15 protein-coding genes and 1 pseudogene are annotated in these 14,892 nt (G+C 57.7%); 1 reads left to right on the forward strand and 15 read right to left on the reverse strand.

Annotation, left to right across the window (positions count from 1 at the left end; all coding sequences use genetic code 11):
* Window positions 1–58: 58 nt before the first annotated feature.
* The 8 genes from ccsB to CKV94_RS08295 form a co-directional block, all read right to left on the reverse strand.
* Window positions 59–1,291, reverse strand: coding sequence for a c-type cytochrome biogenesis protein CcsB (ccsB, locus tag CKV94_RS08260; protein ID WP_003822158.1), 1,233 nt, complete (start codon window positions 1,289–1,291; stop codon window positions 59–61).
* Window positions 1,278–3,314 carry a cytochrome c biogenesis protein ResB gene (locus tag CKV94_RS08265; RefSeq protein WP_003822157.1) on the reverse strand — a complete coding sequence of 679 codons (2,037 nt, stop codon included), beginning with the start codon at window positions 3,312–3,314 and terminating at the stop codon, window positions 1,278–1,280. The genes ccsB and CKV94_RS08265 overlap by 14 nt, the downstream gene beginning before the upstream one ends.
* Before the next feature lie 379 nt (window positions 3,315–3,693).
* Complete coding sequence (gene dapC / locus CKV94_RS08270) at window positions 3,694–4,887, reverse strand: succinyldiaminopimelate transaminase (protein ID WP_035579813.1); 1,194 nt, start codon at window positions 4,885–4,887, stop codon at window positions 3,694–3,696.
* A 368-nt stretch (window positions 4,888–5,255) separates the two neighbouring features.
* Entirely contained in the window at window positions 5,256–5,450 is a 195-nt protein-coding gene (locus CKV94_RS08275) for a hypothetical protein (protein ID WP_003822147.1), read from the reverse strand.
* Window positions 5,447–6,214 (reverse strand): lysophospholipid acyltransferase family protein, encoded by a 768-nt coding sequence (locus tag CKV94_RS08280; RefSeq protein WP_003822146.1) that lies wholly within the window; start codon window positions 6,212–6,214, stop codon window positions 5,447–5,449. The genes CKV94_RS08275 and CKV94_RS08280 overlap by 4 nt, the downstream gene beginning before the upstream one ends.
* Window positions 6,214–6,768: a D-glycero-beta-D-manno-heptose 1,7-bisphosphate 7-phosphatase gene (gene gmhB / locus CKV94_RS08285; protein ID WP_003822145.1), complete on the reverse strand. Its 555-nt coding sequence runs from the start codon at window positions 6,766–6,768 to the stop codon at window positions 6,214–6,216. The genes CKV94_RS08280 and gmhB overlap by 1 nt, the downstream gene beginning before the upstream one ends.
* 15 nt (window positions 6,769–6,783) lie before the next feature.
* Window positions 6,784–7,326 carry a dTDP-4-dehydrorhamnose 3,5-epimerase gene (gene rfbC / locus CKV94_RS08290; RefSeq protein WP_003822144.1) on the reverse strand — a complete coding sequence of 181 codons (543 nt, stop codon included), beginning with the start codon at window positions 7,324–7,326 and terminating at the stop codon, window positions 6,784–6,786.
* Between the two features lie 105 nt (window positions 7,327–7,431).
* On the reverse strand, window positions 7,432–7,809 hold the full coding sequence (locus CKV94_RS08295; protein WP_003822141.1) for a DUF488 domain-containing protein: 378 nt from the start codon (window positions 7,807–7,809) through the stop codon (window positions 7,432–7,434).
* Between the two features lie 166 nt (window positions 7,810–7,975).
* On the opposite strand from CKV94_RS08295, the gene CKV94_RS08300 reads away from it, so the two are divergent.
* Window positions 7,976–8,434: a hypothetical protein gene (locus CKV94_RS08300; protein WP_003822138.1), complete on the forward strand. Its 459-nt coding sequence runs from the start codon at window positions 7,976–7,978 to the stop codon at window positions 8,432–8,434.
* A gap of 188 nt (window positions 8,435–8,622) precedes the next feature.
* On the opposite strand, the gene CKV94_RS08305 is transcribed toward CKV94_RS08300, so the two are convergent.
* The 7 genes and pseudogenes from CKV94_RS08305 to CKV94_RS08335 form a co-directional block, all read right to left on the reverse strand.
* Window positions 8,623–8,949, reverse strand: a complete 327-nt coding sequence (locus CKV94_RS08305) for a hypothetical protein (protein WP_003822136.1) — start codon at window positions 8,947–8,949, stop codon at window positions 8,623–8,625.
* A 227-nt stretch (window positions 8,950–9,176) separates the two neighbouring features.
* The gene (locus CKV94_RS08310; RefSeq protein ID WP_003822134.1) at window positions 9,177–10,370 is read right to left on the reverse strand and encodes an amino acid aminotransferase; all 1,194 of its coding nucleotides are present in this window, start codon (window positions 10,368–10,370) and stop codon (window positions 9,177–9,179) included.
* A 174-nt stretch (window positions 10,371–10,544) separates the two neighbouring features.
* Window positions 10,545–11,375 carry an alpha/beta hydrolase gene (locus CKV94_RS08315; protein ID WP_003822133.1) on the reverse strand — a complete coding sequence of 277 codons (831 nt, stop codon included), beginning with the start codon at window positions 11,373–11,375 and terminating at the stop codon, window positions 10,545–10,547.
* A gap of 174 nt (window positions 11,376–11,549) precedes the next feature.
* Window positions 11,550–12,371, reverse strand: a complete 822-nt coding sequence (locus tag CKV94_RS08320) for an undecaprenyl-diphosphate phosphatase (RefSeq protein ID WP_003822132.1) — start codon at window positions 12,369–12,371, stop codon at window positions 11,550–11,552.
* A gap of 84 nt (window positions 12,372–12,455) precedes the next feature.
* The gene (locus CKV94_RS08325; protein WP_003822131.1) at window positions 12,456–13,124 is read right to left on the reverse strand and encodes a thiol:disulfide interchange protein DsbA/DsbL; all 669 of its coding nucleotides are present in this window, start codon (window positions 13,122–13,124) and stop codon (window positions 12,456–12,458) included.
* 38 nt (window positions 13,125–13,162) lie between these two features.
* The gene (locus CKV94_RS08330; protein WP_003822130.1) at window positions 13,163–13,954 is read right to left on the reverse strand and encodes an SPOR domain-containing protein; all 792 of its coding nucleotides are present in this window, start codon (window positions 13,952–13,954) and stop codon (window positions 13,163–13,165) included.
* Window positions 13,955–14,175: 221 nt separating this feature from the next.
* A pseudogene (locus tag CKV94_RS08335) lies at window positions 14,176–14,826 on the reverse strand (ATP-binding protein); the annotation flags it as partial.
* Window positions 14,827–14,892: the final 66 nt, after the last annotated feature.

Below are 14,892 nucleotides of genomic sequence, written 5' to 3' on the forward strand. Positions count from 1 at the left end.
AATCCCTCTATATATTCAGGCTACCTGAAGCTGCGCTTTCAGGTAGCCTTTTTGCGGTTTACAGCCCGCCATAAGAATGCAGCCCGCCCAAAAACATATTTACGCCGACGAAGGCAAAAGCAGTGATGAAGAAGCCGATAATCGCCCACCACGCTAAGGGCTTGCCACCCCAGCCGCGCACCAGGCGGATATGCAGCCAGGCTGCGTAGTTGAGCCACACCACCAGCGCCCAGTTTTCTTTCGGATCCCAGCTCCAATAACGCCCCCAGGCATCGGCTGCCCACAGCGCGCCGAGCACGGTGGCTACGGTGAAGAAGAGGAAACCGATGGCGATGGCTTGATACATGGCTTCTTCAATCACTTCGGCTTCAGGTAGCCGCAACGAGGGGCGGCGCAGTTTCATCAATTCGGCCACACCGAGGAAGGCGGCCAAGCAAAATGCACCGTAGCCGATGAAATTGGCCGGCACATGCAGCTTCATCCACCACGATTGCAGGGCGGGAATCAGCGGCCGGATTTGCTGGGCGTTGTAGCTGAAGGTATACCACAGCACGAAGCCGACTAAAATCAGCTGCAGGGTGTACACAAACACCCCCAGCCGATGTAGGCGGAACTTGCCTTCGTAATACAGAAACATCAAGGCCGTGATGACAATAAATAGGATGAACACTTCATACAGGTTCGACAGCGGGATATGGCCGTTGCCGGGGGTGAGCAGATAGCTCTCATGCCAACGCACCAGCATGCCGGTGAGCCCAATGGCAGCGCCCGCCCAAGCCAGGTAGCGGGCGATGCGCAGCAGCATGGGCATGGCGTGCGTGCTGTTTGTTTCCGTCTGTTTGTTACCGACGAGCAAACCGAGCGCGTAGCACAGCCAGGCCATCGGCACTAGGGCGCACAGCCAGCCGATAGCCGATTGGCTGGCCAAGAAATAGCGCAGCAGGAAGCGTTCGCCGTTGGCCATCTGCCCGGCATAGAGCACGGTGGCGGCATAGGCCAGGGCGATGCACAACGGAATCAGCAGGCGCAGCGGTTTGTAAAACCAGCCCAGCCACACGGCGGCGGCGGCGCTGAGCCATAAAATGCACACTTCATATATGTCCATGCGGTGCGGCAGCAGAATCTGCACCGCAGCGGCAATGGCCATCATCAGGGCGGCAAACAGCCAGTCGGCTACAGAAAGCAGCTTCCAGAAACGCTGCTCCTGCAAAAGCTCGTGCTGCGGCAGCCGGTGTGGGGCACTGGCTGCCTGTTTTTGCGACAGGGCATCGGGCGTGTTAGGGTTGGTCATGGTTCAGTTCCTGCGCCAGGCGCGTGAGGTGTTGTGTGTGTGTGGCGAAAATCGGTTCCAGCTGCCGTTTGAGGCGGGCAGAGCTCATGGCGAAGCGGGCTTGGCCGTGGTCATACAGCAGCCAGGCGCGTTGTTCGCGTAGGTAAAACATAAGCGCCGTGCCTAAAATCAGCAGTACAGAGCCGAGATACACCAGGCCTTGGCCGGGCGAGCGGGTCATCTGCAGGCCGGAGGATTTCACTTCGTTGTAGCCGTTTAATTGCAGCAACACCGGTGAGCTGAAGCGGGTGAGGCCGGTGTAGGCATCGAAGCTGTTGATGAGGAAACGGTTGCGCTCTTCGCTCTGCGGCCAGTCCAGCCCTTGTTCGGACAGCGCTTGTTCGAGGGCGATATTGCCCGCGCCGAACAGCATTTGGTAGAACAATTCACGCATCCGATCTTGTTCGGCAGCGGGGATTTTATTTTCCACGAATTGGTTGATGCCCACATAGCCTTCGCGGGCGAACAACTCCAGAATATTGCCTAAGGCCTCGCGGAAGCGGGCTTTGGAGGGCTCGGGCATATCGGCCACGGCGCGGTCGAGCACAGCTTCGCGCAGCTCGGGCTGGAGCAGCACGGTGCGCAGGTGCATGAAGGTGTCGGGCTTGCCGTTTTTATCGGCGGGAATCATCAGCCAGCGGTAGTCTTCGCTGTTGCTGCTGCGCTCGCCGGTGGCGAAGTAGAAATCACCGCCGCGCCGCAGGGGCAGCATGTAGTTGACATATTCGCGCGCCTGGCCGGCCTGGTCGCGCAGGCGGAAGGTGATGGTGGGGCCGACATTGCGCAGGGCATCGGACTGCTGCACGCTGCGCGCCTCGTTGAGGCGGTGGCGCAGATTGGCCGGCTGCGAGGCGGCGTTATCGGTTTGCTCTTCGTCTTCCACGTTCAGCGGGCGCAGTTCGGTGAATTCGAGCGTGTATTGTTGAGTTTGATTTTGGCCCAGGTGCAGCGGGAAAGCGCTGAGCGAGGCGGCTTTGAGTTCTGTGCTGGCGGCGGAGGGCGTGCCCAAGTTCCAGGCGCGGAAGGTGAGACTGGAGCCGCCGTCGCCGAAGCTGGCCTGATAGAGCGAGATGCCGTGCAGGGTGAAGGGATGATTCACTTTCACGGTGGGGGTGTAGGTTTGGCCGCTTTGCCGGTCGGTAACGATTAAATCGCTGGCAAAGTTTTTCGGCATGCCGTTTTCGTAGTAATCCACATGAAATTGCTTGAGGGTTACGTTAAACGGCAATTCCTGCACCAAGAGCCCGTCGCCCGTGTCGAGGAACACTTCCTGCACGGTTTGCCCTTCACGGATGTTTACATTGCCGCGAAACGATAAGGTATTGCTGCCCAAGCGGCTTTCTTTGCCGAAATCGTTGGAGAACTGGGCAGTTTTATTGGGCTGGAGGCTACCTGAAAACATGGCTAGCTTAATCGGCAGATTGCTGTCGATGAGGCCGCCCAGGCAAATCACGATGATGGCGGCGTGGGCGAAGATGTAGCCCCATTTGTTGAGGCTGCCTTTTTTTGCCGCAATGATGAAGCTGCCGTCTTCGCGCTGCCGGCTTTGCACGGCGAAGCCGGAAACTTTCAGGTAGCGTTCGGCAATTTCGGGGGCGGGTGCGGCAGCGAGCAGGGTGCTGTGTTTCATGGCGGCCAGCGAGCGGGCAGAGGCGCTCAGGCGGAAGCTTTTCATTTCGCGCAGGAAAGGCGGGATGTTGCGCCACAGGCACAGGCCGGTGGAGAGCATCAAAAATGCCAAAATAGCCACAAACCACGGCGCGGAATACACATCATACAAGCCGAGGAAGCGGAAAATCTGATGCCAGAACGGCCCGAATTCCACCACATAAGCCACCTCAGCCTGATTTTGCTGCAACACCGTGCCGATCACCGAAGCGAGCGCGAGCAGCGAGAGCAGCGCCACGGCAAAGCGCATGGAGCTGAAAAAGGCAAACCAAGGCCGCCGCAACAGCGGGGTTTTGGCGGGATCGGGTGTACTCATAACCGAAAATCCGGAGCGGAAACGTGGGATTAAAACAGCGGGATTATAACTGATTTGCCGCGGCTGCTTGGCTTATATCGTGAATTAAAATAAGGATACTGCGGAGCTGGCTCGCTGGCTGTGTGTGTGCTGTCTGCGGCGTGCCGCCTGGTTTTGAGTGTTGCTAGCCCGCTATGCTGGCATAAGGAGATAGCGTGGCTTAATGGGTGCGATAAGGCTACCTGAAACCAGATTGTGGTTTTTCAGGTAGCCTTTATTGATACGGGCGAAAAGGCAGAAACGGTTTGAACTGCGTTGAAGCGGCGTTTTAGCTTCGCAGAAACTCACTTCGCTCGTTTTAACTGCGTTGAAGCTCACGCTTTCAGGTAGCCTATTGATGCTATGGGTAGCAACGCCGGCGGATTGCCACGATCTTCTCTGCTGCCGCCACGCAGTCGGCCACGGGGGCGACCAGCGCGATGCGCACATAGCCAGCGCCGGGGTTGCCTTGCGCGGTGTCGCGTGCCAGAAAACGGCCAGGCAGCACTTGGATAGCGGCTTCGCGCCACAGGGTGCGGGCGAAGGTCAAATCGTTGCCATCCGGCGCTTGCAGCCAAATATAGAACGAGGCGTCCGGCCGCGTTACCTCAAAGCCCTGCGCCAGAATCGGCAGCACGCGGGCGAATTTTTCCTGATACAGGCGGCGGTTTTCCAACACATGCGTTTCATCGTTCCAGGCGGCGATACTGGCCATCTGCACGGGAATGCCCATGGCGCTGCCGTGGTAGGTGCGGTAGAGCAGGAAATCTTTGAGCAGCGCGGCATCGCCGGCCACAAAGCCGGAGCGCAGGCCGGGCACGTTGGAGCGTTTGGAGAGGCTGGTGAACATCACCAGCTTGCTGAAATCGCGCCCCAATTCGGCAGCGGCCTGCAGGCAGCCGATGGGCGGCTCGCCTTCGAAATAAATTTCGGAATAGCATTCGTCGGCGGCGATGATGAAGCCGTAGCGGCTTTGCAATTCAAAGAGTTCTGCCCAGTCGGCTTTTTGCATCACACTGCCGCAGGGGTTGTGCGGCGAACAAACGAATACCAGTTTCACGCGCTGCCACACGGTCTCAGGAATGCTGCCCCAATCGGGCTTGAAGTGTGGGGCGCGGCAGTTGGCAAACGCAGTTTCCGCACCGGCCAGGAGCGCGGCGCCTTCGTAAATCTGATAAAACGGATTGGGGCACACCACCACGGGCTTTTCCTGCTCGTTGCCGCCCAGCGCCGCCTGTACGAAGGAAAACAGGGCTTCGCGGCTGCCCAGCACGGGCAGGATTTCGCTATCTGGATCGAGCGCGAGGCCATAGCGGTGTTGCAGGAAGCCGGCGCAGGCCTGGCGCAGTTCGGGCAGGCCTGCGGTTTGCGGATAGGCATCGAGGCGCGGCAGGGCGGCGGTGAGCGCGTCGGTAATCACAGCGGGGGCGGGGTGTTTGGGCTCGCCGATTTGCAGCGGCACGGGCACAACGCCCTCGGGCGCGCTCACGCCTTGCATCGCTTCGCGCAGGCGGGCGAAGGGGTAGGGCTGGAGTTGGGATAGGTGTGGGTTCATGGCGGGCTGGTGTTTTGTTGTCAGGGGAAAAGGCTATTGTAATCGGCAGGCATGGGATAGGCTACCTGAAAGCGTGAGCTTCAACGCAGTTAAAGCGAACGAAGTGAGTTTCTGCGAAGCTAAAGCGCAGTTAAAAAACGCAGCAGGCGGGTTTCAGGTGTAGCGAACCAACTTAACTTTCGCTATTGCGTTGGTTCACCTTGCCATACTTCTGTATTGTCTGCGGCTCACTGCCTTGTATTAAAAGTCAATTCGGCTTTCTATAGACCTTTGCTGCTGATGAGAACAAGATATAACATGCTGCAGAGTACACAGAAATATTTTCAGGTAGCCTTCAAGGCTACCTGAAAACTTATCCAAGGGCGGTTTTAGCCGAAGATGCCCAAATAATACAGCAGGCTGGCAATGATGACGGCAATGCCGCTACCGATGAGGATCTGCCGCCAAATGGGGCGGATTTCGCTATGTCGCAAATCGGCGGCAAGATAACGCCACACGAAGAGAAGGGAGGCCAGGGCGAAGACGATGGCCCCGATGGTATCGCCATCCATCTTCGGCTTCATACTGCGCTGCCTTGCTGTTCGCTGCTCAGTTTGGCGCCGCCGTAGCAGGGGCCGCGGCCAGTGATGCGGGGCATTTGGCTTTCGATGGTTTCTTCGATGGCGGCGGTGAGCTCGGTGATGCTGCCGGAATCGTGTTTAATCGGCGGGCAAATGATGACGCTGATTTCACCGGGATGTTTGAGGAAAGAGTTTTTTGGCCAAAATTCGCCGCTGTTGAGGGCAACGGGCACGATGTCCATTTCCAGCAGCTGGGCAGTACGGGCGGCACCGCTTTTGTAGCGGCCTTTGCTGCCGGGCGGCATGCGCGTGCCTTCGGGGAAAATGGTGATCCAATAGCCTTGCGCTTTGCGTTTGCTGCCTTGCTCGATGATTTGGGCGGAGGCTTTGCCGGGGTTGCGCCGGTCGATGCCGATGGTGCCGGCGAGCTTGAGCCCCCAGCCGAAGAAGGGAATGCGGAACAGCTCGCGCTTGGCTACGAATACCTGGGGCGGGAAGATTTTCTGCGTGGCCAGCGTTTCCCAGCCGGATTGGTGTTTGCAGCAGATAATGGCGGGGCCTGCAGGGATGTTTTCTGCGCCTTCCACGCGGTATTTGAGGCCGACGATGTTTTCCAGGAGCCACATCAGCATCAGCGCCCAGCGGGTGGCGAGGGTGTGGAGGGCACCTGGGATGGGGGCGGTGAGCAGCATCAAGAGGAACAGGGGCGGCGTGATGATGGCCATCAGCAGCCAGTAGGTGAGGTTGCGTATCCAGAGTGAGAACATTAGGCCTCCTGTTCGTCGCCGGTTTGGATGAGGTGGTGGGCGAAGGCAAGCAGATCGTCAAACACTTGGGTGTTTTCAGGTAGCCCACCGGCGGCGAGGGTTTTCTTGCCTTTGCCGGTGAGCACGAGCACGGGCAGGCCGCCCACGGCGTCGATGGCTTGCAAATCGCGCAGGCTGTCGCCCACGAGATACACGCCGCGTGCGTCGGTGTTGAAGCGGTTGAGGATGTCTTCCACCATGCCGGGCTTGGGCTTGCGGCAGGAGCAGCGGTCGGCGTCGGTGTGCGGGCAAAACCAGATGCCGTCGATGCTGCCGCCGGCTTCGTTGGCCAGGCGGTGCATTTTTTCGTGCATTTCGTTGAGGTCTTGCATGGAAAAATAGCGGCGGCCGATGCCGGATTGGTTGGTGGCGATGACGACGGTGTAGTCGGCCTGCTTGAACAGCGCCACGGCATCCATGCTGCCGGGCAGGGGAATCCATTCGTCTTCGGATTTGACGAAGTCGTCGCGGTCTTGGTTGAGCACGCCGTCGCGGTCGAGGATGATGAGTTTCATGGTTTCAGGTAGCCTTTAATCGAACAATACGGCCTGTGCCAGCAGGCTGCCGGCGGCATCTTTGCCGGAAAGCAGTGGCGGGGCGGCCAGCGGCCAGTCGATGCCCACGGCGGGGTCGTGCCAGAACAGGGTGTGTTCGTGGTCGGGCTGGTAGTAATTGGTGCATTTATACACGATGTCGGCGTGGCTGTCGGTGGTGTAGAAACCGTGGGCGAAGCCGGGCGGAATCCACATTTGGTAGCGGTTTTCGGCAGAAAGCACCGCGCCCACCCAATGGCCGAAAGTGGGCGAGGAGCGGCGCAAATCCACGGCCACGTCGAACACGCTGCCCGCCACCACGCGCACCAGCTTGCCTTGCGGGCAAACGGTTTGATAGTGCAGGCCGCGCAGCACGCCATGCTCGGAGCGGGAGTGGTTTTCCTGCATGAAAGTGTGGTGGCCGATGTGCTCGCGAAACCAGTTGTCGCGGAAGGTTTCCATAAAGAAGCCGCGCTCGTCGCCGTGGACTTCGGGCTCGATGATTTTCACATCGGGCAGGGCGGTGTCGAAAATATTCATGCTGTGCGTGTGTGAATGGGATGAAAGCTCTATTTTACCGAGAATGCGGTGTTTGAGGCTACCTGAAAGTGTGAGCTTCAACGCAGTTAAAACCGTTCAAATGCCTCAAGCGCCCTCGCCCCAATCCACCTTTTCCCAGCCCAACACCTCGGCCAACACCGAAAGATGGCTCTGCTGCGGGCAGCGCACGGCGGTGAGCAACACGGTATCCGGCGCGGCAGTAAGCTGCTTTTTCAGAGCCAGCAGCGTGGCATGGGCGCTGCCGCTTTGCAGCTCTTCGGTGTAGCGCGCGGCAAATTCGGGGAAACGCTCTTGCGGTGCGGCGTGATACCAGCGGCGCAGCTCGGTGGAAGGCGCAATGTCTTTGAGCCACTGCACGGCGGCGAAGGTTTCTTTGCGGATGCCGCGCGGGTAGAGGCGGTCGCAGAAAATGGCGGGGACGGCAGAGGGCGTGTAGCCGTAGATGCGTCGGATGGCTGGCATGGCAGGGCTTTCGGGGCGGATTGTTGTTTGAAAAGCGTTGCGATATTTTTAACTTCTTTGAAGTTTCTTTTTCAGGTAGCCTTTGGGCAGCTTGAGGCTACCTGAAAGCAGTTGGTATTTACAATTTCGGCTATCATACGCCCATTTTTCATCAGAAAGGTTGGCTATGTGCTTTACCGTCTTACTCAGCACGGATTGCCCGGACGATTTGTTTGCCCAAAACGGCAGCGGCATCTGCTTCCAGCCGGCTGACGATCAGGGCGTACGGGCAGCCGCCATGCCCTATGCCCATAACTACGACGTGGTGGGCGACGGTTCGGGCTACAGCCACGGCGGTTGCGGCTGCTGTTTTTCCTTTTATGGTGACGGCGCGTTTACCGAATACGGTTTTCGCGAGCCGGAAATGACATCGCCGGAGATGTTGGAACATTCGCCCATGCGGGAAACCCTGCATTTGCAAGAAGTGATCCGGCATCTGGTGCGGCAGGGATGGCGCGTGCAGCTGGCCGCAGTGTGGGCAGAAGATTGGGGCAGTTTGCAGCGAGAGGCGGAAGTGGTGTCGATGGTGGTGCTGAACCCGCTGCATTTCGCGCTGTATGAGAATGTGCGCTTTGAGTTTGTGTGAGATTTGGGCTGCGTTGGGGAGAGGGGAACCGTTGTGCCGTTTTCAGGTAGCCTCTTTTTGGGTATTATGGCTACCTGAAAAGTAGCGGGTAGACTGGGTTACAAAACCCAGCGCGTAAGTTGGGTTGGGAAACCCAACATGCCATACTTTATTGTTTGGTTACGCCTGCGGCTAACCCTACCTACTCACTAAGATGGAAATTCATCAGATTGTTGGAAATGGGCATATAAATAATGCACATTATATTCATCTTGCCTATCAAAAAAATAGATAAAATCATTTAGGAAATCATTGAAATTAAATTCAAACAAATATTTATTTTTAATCTCTGATAATATTATTTGTATCTCAAATAATTCTTCAAAAATATGGTTTGATTCGTTAATATTAACCTGTTTTAACGAATGAATTAGCTCTGTAATTTTGGCCTGACATGCTCGTAATAGCATGTCAATTTGCTGTTTGGTGTAATAAAACTCAGAAGCTCTTTCTGCTAATTCTTTCATCATTATCATGATAGCAATATCACCTTTTATTTAATCTTTGTGGTTGAATTTGCCAGATTTCTCCAGTTCTAGCATAGGTTAGGGTGCGTGAGCAAGCTCACGCACACGGTTACCAAATAATCTGAAGCCTCATGCGTGTGTTCCGCACGCCCCCTACATGGCTGCGATGGAAAAGGCTACCTGAAAATCGGTCTACACCGTTTTCAGGTAGCCTTCTTATTCAAGCCTGCCTGCGTTTATTTCAATACTTCGGCGAAGGCATTGGCCACGTAGTCGATATTCTGCTCGTTCAGGCCGGCTACGCACATGCGGCCGTTGCTCACCATATAAACGGCAAACTCTTTTTGCAGGCGTTCTACCTGTTCGGGCGAGAGACCGGTGAAGCTGAACATGCCGCGTTGTTTGGTGAAATAGCTGAAATCGCGGCCGGGCACTTTGGCGCTGAGCACTTCCTGCAGCTTTTGGCGCATGGCGCGGATGCGGTCGCGCATTTCGTATACTTCGCCTTCCCATTGTTTGAACAGGGTGGCGTTGTTCATTACGCCGTCTACCACAAAGCCGCCGTGGGTAGGGGGACTGGAATAGATGCGGCGCACGGTGAATTTGAGCTGGCCGAGCACGAGCTTGGCTTCTTCGGCGCTGGGGCACACCACGGAGAGGCCGCCCACGCGTTCGCCATAGAGCGAGAGGTTTTTGGAGAAGGAGTTGCTGATGAAGACGGACAGGCCGAGCTCGACGGCGCGGCGGATGGCGTACACGTCGCTTTCCATGTCTTCGGCGAAGCCTTGGTAGGCGATGTCCATAAAGGGGATGAGGCCGACTTCTTTCACGATTTGCAGGATTTCGTCCCATTGGCTGCGGCTCAAATCCACACCGGTGGGGTTGTGGCAGCAGGGGTGCAGCACCACTACGTCGTGTTGCTTGAGCGTGCGGAAGAAGGCTTTCATTTCTTCGAATTTCACGCCGATGGTGGCGGGGTCATAGTAGGGGTATTTGCCCACTTCGAAGCCGGCGCCTTCAAAAATGCCGATGTGGTTGCCCCAGGTTGGGTCGCTCACGTAGCACTTGGCCTGCGGAAACCAGGCGTGGATAAAATCGGCACCCACGCGCAGCGCGCCGGAGCCGCCGAGCGATTGGATGGTGGCGATGCGGCCTTCTTTCACGGCGGGATGGTTGGCACCGAACAGCAGGTTTTGGCAGGCGCTGCGGTAGGCGGCCAGGCCTTCCATGGGCAGGTAGCCGCGCGGGCGCGGGCTCTCGGCAAGGGCGCGTTCAACGGTTTTCACGCACTCGAGCACGGGCAGGCGGCCTTCGCCGTCGTAATAAACGCCCACACCGAGGTTTACTTTCTCGCTGCGCGGGTCTTGGTTGTATTTTTCCATCAGGCCGAGGATGGGGTCGCCGGGGTAGAACTCAACGTGCCGAAACATGGGTGTCTTCCTTTTTTATCGGGTGGAACAATTAAACGGAAAGGGTAATGCCGGGGCAATTTTACGCTGATTTCGGCGGTAAGGGCTACCTGAAAAAACGGAATGTTGAAAAAGAAAAATAGCGGCACTCCCCGGCTGCAATCACAGGAGTGCCGCTATACGCGTTTTCCGGCTTTATTCGCTGTGCCGGTTGAAGAAATCCAGCAGCTGCGTTTCGTAGCCACCCAGGCCGGAGAGGCCGAGGTGGGTGCCGTTAGGGATGAGGATCAGCTGTTTGGGCTCTTGGGCGAGCTCGAATAGGATTTGCGAGTGTTTGGCGGGGATGACTTGGTCGGCGGTGCCGTGCATCAGCAGCAGGGGGATGGGGCTGATTTGCGCCACGAAGCGGCGGGCGCTGTAGCGGTTGCCTACCAGGATGCCGGCGCCGGGGAGTTTGTCGTTGGCGATGCTGGAATAAGAAGAGAAGGTGGATTCGATGGCCACGGCGCGCACGCCGGCTTTGTTGCCTGCGCCCACCACGGCAATGGCGTTGGTGCCGCCTAAGCTCTGACCGAACACGAGCAGGCGCTCTGGGTTTACATCGGGGCGGCTGCGCACATAATCCAACGCGGCGTTGCCGTCGGCAAACAGGCCTTCGGGGTTGGGCTCGCCTGCGGATTGGCCGTAGCCGCGATAGTCGAACAGGAAAACGTTGTAGCCGTGTTCGGGCAGCCATTTCACGGCCTGCCAGTGGGCGGTGAGGTTTTGCGCGTTGCCGTGGAAGTGGATGATGGTGGCGCGGGCTTGCTTGGCATCGACCACACCGCGTGCGGGCACAAACCAGCCGTGCAGGCGTGTGCCGTCGGCGCTTTGGAAGGAGACGTTTTCGTAGGGTAGGCCGGATTGGGCGGGGGAGCCGTAGTCGGCATGGTCGGGATAGTAAAAGGCTTGTTTGGCGCAGGAGGACAGGCCGAACAGGATGGCGAGGAGGGCGGCTAGGCCGAAGAGAATGGATTTGTATTTCATGGTTAGTGTGGGCGGCAGCCTTTTGAGGGTGAGGCTACCTGAAAAATAGCGTTGCCGTTTTAGCGTTGCTTTAACTTGCGTTTTTTTTTCAGGTAGCCTTGATTGTTGCTGGGCTGAGGCTACCTGAAAAAGATAAATGAGTCTGTTTCAGCCAGCCTTGCCTGATTGGGTGTTCTACCAATTTACCCAGCCGCACAGCCAAGTGAGCAGGATGATGCCGCCGAAGATGATGCGGTAGTAGGCGAAGGGCACGAAATTTTTGCTGGACACAAAACGCAGCAGGGCTTTTACGGCGATGAGACCGGAGGCAAAAGCGGCGGCAAAGCCGATGGCGATGAGGCCGAGCTCTTGCGAGGAAAAGGCGCTGAGGTTTTTTAAAATGCTGTAGCCGGAGGCGGCTACCATAATCGGCACGGCGAGGAAGAAGGAGAATTCGGTGGCGGTTTTGCGGTCGAGCCCCCATACCATGCTGCCCATGATGGTGCTGCCGGAGCGGGAAGTGCCGGGGATCAGCGCTAAAATTTGAAACAGGCCCACGGCCAGCGCATCGCGCGGGCGCATATCGTCCACGCTGCGCACTTTCGGCGGCACGCGGCTTTGCCGTTTTTCAATCCACAAAATCAAAAAGCCGCCCACCACCAGCGCCGCAGCCACGCTCACGGGGTTGAACAGCACTTTTTCGATGAAGTCGTTGAGCAGCAGGCCGATGGCGGCGGCAGGGATGAAGGCGATGGCCAGGTTGAGCACGAAGCGGTTGGCCAGCCGGTCTTTGCCGATATGGGTGATCACATGGGTAAAGCGGGCGCGGTATTCGTACACCACGGCGAGGATGGCGCCGAGTTGGATGGCGATGTTGAATACGGCATGGCTTTCGGCATCGAAGCCGATGAGGCTGCCGGCCACAATCAGATGGCCGGTGCTGGAAATGGGCAGAAATTCGGTGAGGCCTTCGATGATGCCGAGGAAGAGGGCTTTGAAGGCGAGGAGCAGGTTCATTGGTTAAACTCTTAAAACGTGGGGTAAATGTTTTTCAGGTAGCCTGTATCCGAGTACGGGCTACCTGAAAATTGATGCGCCGCTTTAGCGGTTGGCTTGGCCGGCGATGGCTGCACCGCGGCTGCGCACTACGGTGCGCGGGGCGGGGGCGGGCATACCTCGTTCGGCGCGTACTTTTTCAATCAGCTCTTGCATCACGGCCATGTTTTGGGAGTTAGTGAGCTCGTATTTGCCGCCCACTACGATAACCGGGGTTTTGGTGATGTTGTAGGTAACGGTGTTTTGCTGCATGGTTTGGGCAGCGGCGGCGGCTTGCGGACTATTATAGGCGGCAAGCAGGCGGCTGCCGTAGGGCTGCTGCTGAATCCAGGCTTTCAGGCCGGCTTCGTCGGTTACGACGCCGTCCGCCAGGGCTTTGAAGATGGCCTGGTTGGCCTGGCGGGAGAGGCCGGTGGATTTCACGGCGGCGGCCAGGCGGGCGAGGGTTTGGTGGGCAGGCTGCCACACCACGTGCTCTTGGCGCAATACGGTGTCGGAGGCGAAGCGTTTGCTTTGCTGTTCGATAGTCGGCTCCAGGTGTTGGCAGTGGATGCAGAAATAGCCGAAGAATTCGGTTACTTCGATTTTGTTGGGTTGTACGGGTTTGATCACATTGCTGCGTACAATGTAGTCGGTGCCTTCCACAGCTTTGGCTTGGGCGGCGGTAACGGCGAAGACGGTGAGGGCGGAGAGAAGTAGGGCTTTCAGTTTCATGTTGGTCTTTCGTTATATGAGGTTTGATGACGTGCGGGTTAATCGGCTTGGCGGGTCAGGGTGTCGATGCCGTTGCCGCGCAATTTGTCGCTGAGGGCTTGGGCTTCGGCACGGCTGAGGCGGCCGCTTTGGATACGGTAAACGGTTTGGCCATCGCTGCGTTTGCTGCTGGCTACACGGGCGTTTACACCGAGCATGGCGAGTTTGGCACGTTGGGTGTCGGCAGCTTCCGGGTTGTTGTAGGAACCCATCTGCACGATATAGCGGCCGTTGCCGCCGCTGTGCGCTTCGGCATTGCGTTGGGCACGCTGCTCGGCAGCTTTAGCCTCGGCTTCGCGAGCTGCTTTGGCTTCGGCTTCACGCCGCTGGCGGCGGGCTTGCTCACGGGCACGCTCCACATTGCCGCTTTCCAAAATCTGCTCGGGCGTGGGCTTGGCTTCCGGTTCGGGTTTGCGCTGCGGTTCGCGCGGTTTGGTTTGTACGGGCTTATCTTCCTGCGCGGGTTTCTCTTCCTGGCGCTGTGCAGGCGTGCTGGCCTGCTGCGGCACGGAGGCGGCTACAGGAGGTTTGTCGGTGATGTCGCCGGGCGGCAGGGTATAGTGGCCGCTGTCGGAACCGGCGGTGGTGGTATCGTTCGGTCGCTGTTCGGGCTGGCGCTCTTGGCGCGGAGTGAGGATTTCGGGCTGGATTTCGGTTTTCGGCGCTTCGGGCTGTTTGATGCCGGAGGGCGTGTTGTTAAGGAAGTACAAAACCACGCCGATGATGAGGGTGGCAAGCAGGAGGCCGAATATAAAGCCGGAAAGGCCTTTACCGTAGGGTTTGTTTTGCATGGGGAAAATGAATTGCTAAAAAGGTGCCGCATTTTATCAAAACCGTTTGCTGCGGCGGAAGCTTTTTACATGTTCTTTCAGGCGGACGGGCGGTTTCAGGTAGCCTGGGTAAGACATGGGGGAAGGCTACCTGAAAATCCGTTCCTTTAAATAATGAATTTAAACGGGGAATAATGCTGCGTTGCTTCGCCTGGCTGTGTACTTACGGTTTGCCGTCTTTATTAAGACGGGGTGCGGCGGAAGCTCACAGCCTGCATGACGTGGCGTTGATTTACGGTGTCGCTGCCGGCCAAGTCGGCCAGGGTGCGGGCGATGCGCAGGATGCGGTGGTAGCTGCGGGCGGAAAGCGAAAGTTTTTCCAGCATGGCAGAGAGGGCGGCTTTGGCTTCGGGCTCGATGGCGGCCAGCTCGTCCAGCTCGGTTACGTTGAGCAAGGCATTGCTTTTGCCTTGCCGCCGTTGTTGGCGTTCGCGAGCGGCCAGCACGCGTTCCCGCACGGCGGCGCTGGGCTCGCCGGGTGTGGCTTGGGTAAGCTCGGCGGCGGAGAGGGCGGGCACTTCAATAATCAAATCAATCCTGTCTAAGAGCGGGCCGGAAATTTTGCCACGATAACGAGCAATACTTTCGGGCGTGCAGCGGCAGGGTTTGGCGGGGTGGCCGAGGTAGCCGCAGGGGCAGGGGTTCATGGCGGCGACCAGCTGGAAGCGGGCGGGATAGGTGGCTTGGCGGCTGGCGCGGGAAATGTGGATAAGGCCGTTCTCCAGCGGTTCGCGCAGCATTTCCAGCACCTTGCGGTCGAATTCGGGCAATTCGTCGAGAAACAATACACCGTTGTGCGCTAGGGAAATTTCGCCGGGTTTGGGGTCGGAACCGCTGTCAAAGTTACAAATAGGTGTCATAATAGACAAAGACCAAAATAGTAGAATAAGGCTTTAGCC

Source organism: Eikenella corrodens, from assembly GCF_900187105.1.
GTDB lineage: Bacteria > Pseudomonadota > Gammaproteobacteria > Burkholderiales > Neisseriaceae > Eikenella > Eikenella corrodens.

Bases quoted from the DNA above. Each gene is read 5' to 3' on its own strand.
- ccsB (WP_003822158.1), bottom strand. From the start codon at position 1,291: ATGACCAACCCTAACACGCCCGATGCCCTGTCGCAAAAACAGGCAGCC.
- CKV94_RS08265 (WP_003822157.1), bottom strand. From the start codon at position 3,314: ATGAGTACACCCGATCCCGCCAAAACCCCGCTGTTGCGGCGGCCTTGG.
- dapC (WP_035579813.1), bottom strand. From the start codon at position 4,887: ATGAACCCACACCTATCCCAACTCCAGCCCTACCCCTTCGCCCGCCTG.
- CKV94_RS08275 (WP_003822147.1), bottom strand. From the start codon at position 5,450: ATGAAGCCGAAGATGGATGGCGATACCATCGGGGCCATCGTCTTCGCC.
- CKV94_RS08280 (WP_003822146.1), bottom strand. From the start codon at position 6,214: ATGTTCTCACTCTGGATACGCAACCTCACCTACTGGCTGCTGATGGCC.
- gmhB (WP_003822145.1), bottom strand. From the start codon at position 6,768: ATGAAACTCATCATCCTCGACCGCGACGGCGTGCTCAACCAAGACCGC.
- rfbC (WP_003822144.1), bottom strand. From the start codon at position 7,326: ATGAATATTTTCGACACCGCCCTGCCCGATGTGAAAATCATCGAGCCC.
- CKV94_RS08295 (WP_003822141.1), bottom strand. From the start codon at position 7,809: ATGCCAGCCATCCGACGCATCTACGGCTACACGCCCTCTGCCGTCCCC.
- CKV94_RS08300 (WP_003822138.1), top strand. From the start codon at position 7,976: ATGTGCTTTACCGTCTTACTCAGCACGGATTGCCCGGACGATTTGTTT.
- CKV94_RS08305 (WP_003822136.1), bottom strand. From the start codon at position 8,949: ATGATAATGATGAAAGAATTAGCAGAAAGAGCTTCTGAGTTTTATTAC.
- CKV94_RS08310 (WP_003822134.1), bottom strand. From the start codon at position 10,370: ATGTTTCGGCACGTTGAGTTCTACCCCGGCGACCCCATCCTCGGCCTG.
- CKV94_RS08315 (WP_003822133.1), bottom strand. From the start codon at position 11,375: ATGAAATACAAATCCATTCTCTTCGGCCTAGCCGCCCTCCTCGCCATC.
- CKV94_RS08320 (WP_003822132.1), bottom strand. From the start codon at position 12,371: ATGAACCTGCTCCTCGCCTTCAAAGCCCTCTTCCTCGGCATCATCGAA.
- CKV94_RS08325 (WP_003822131.1), bottom strand. From the start codon at position 13,124: ATGAAACTGAAAGCCCTACTTCTCTCCGCCCTCACCGTCTTCGCCGTT.
- CKV94_RS08330 (WP_003822130.1), bottom strand. From the start codon at position 13,954: ATGCAAAACAAACCCTACGGTAAAGGCCTTTCCGGCTTTATATTCGGC.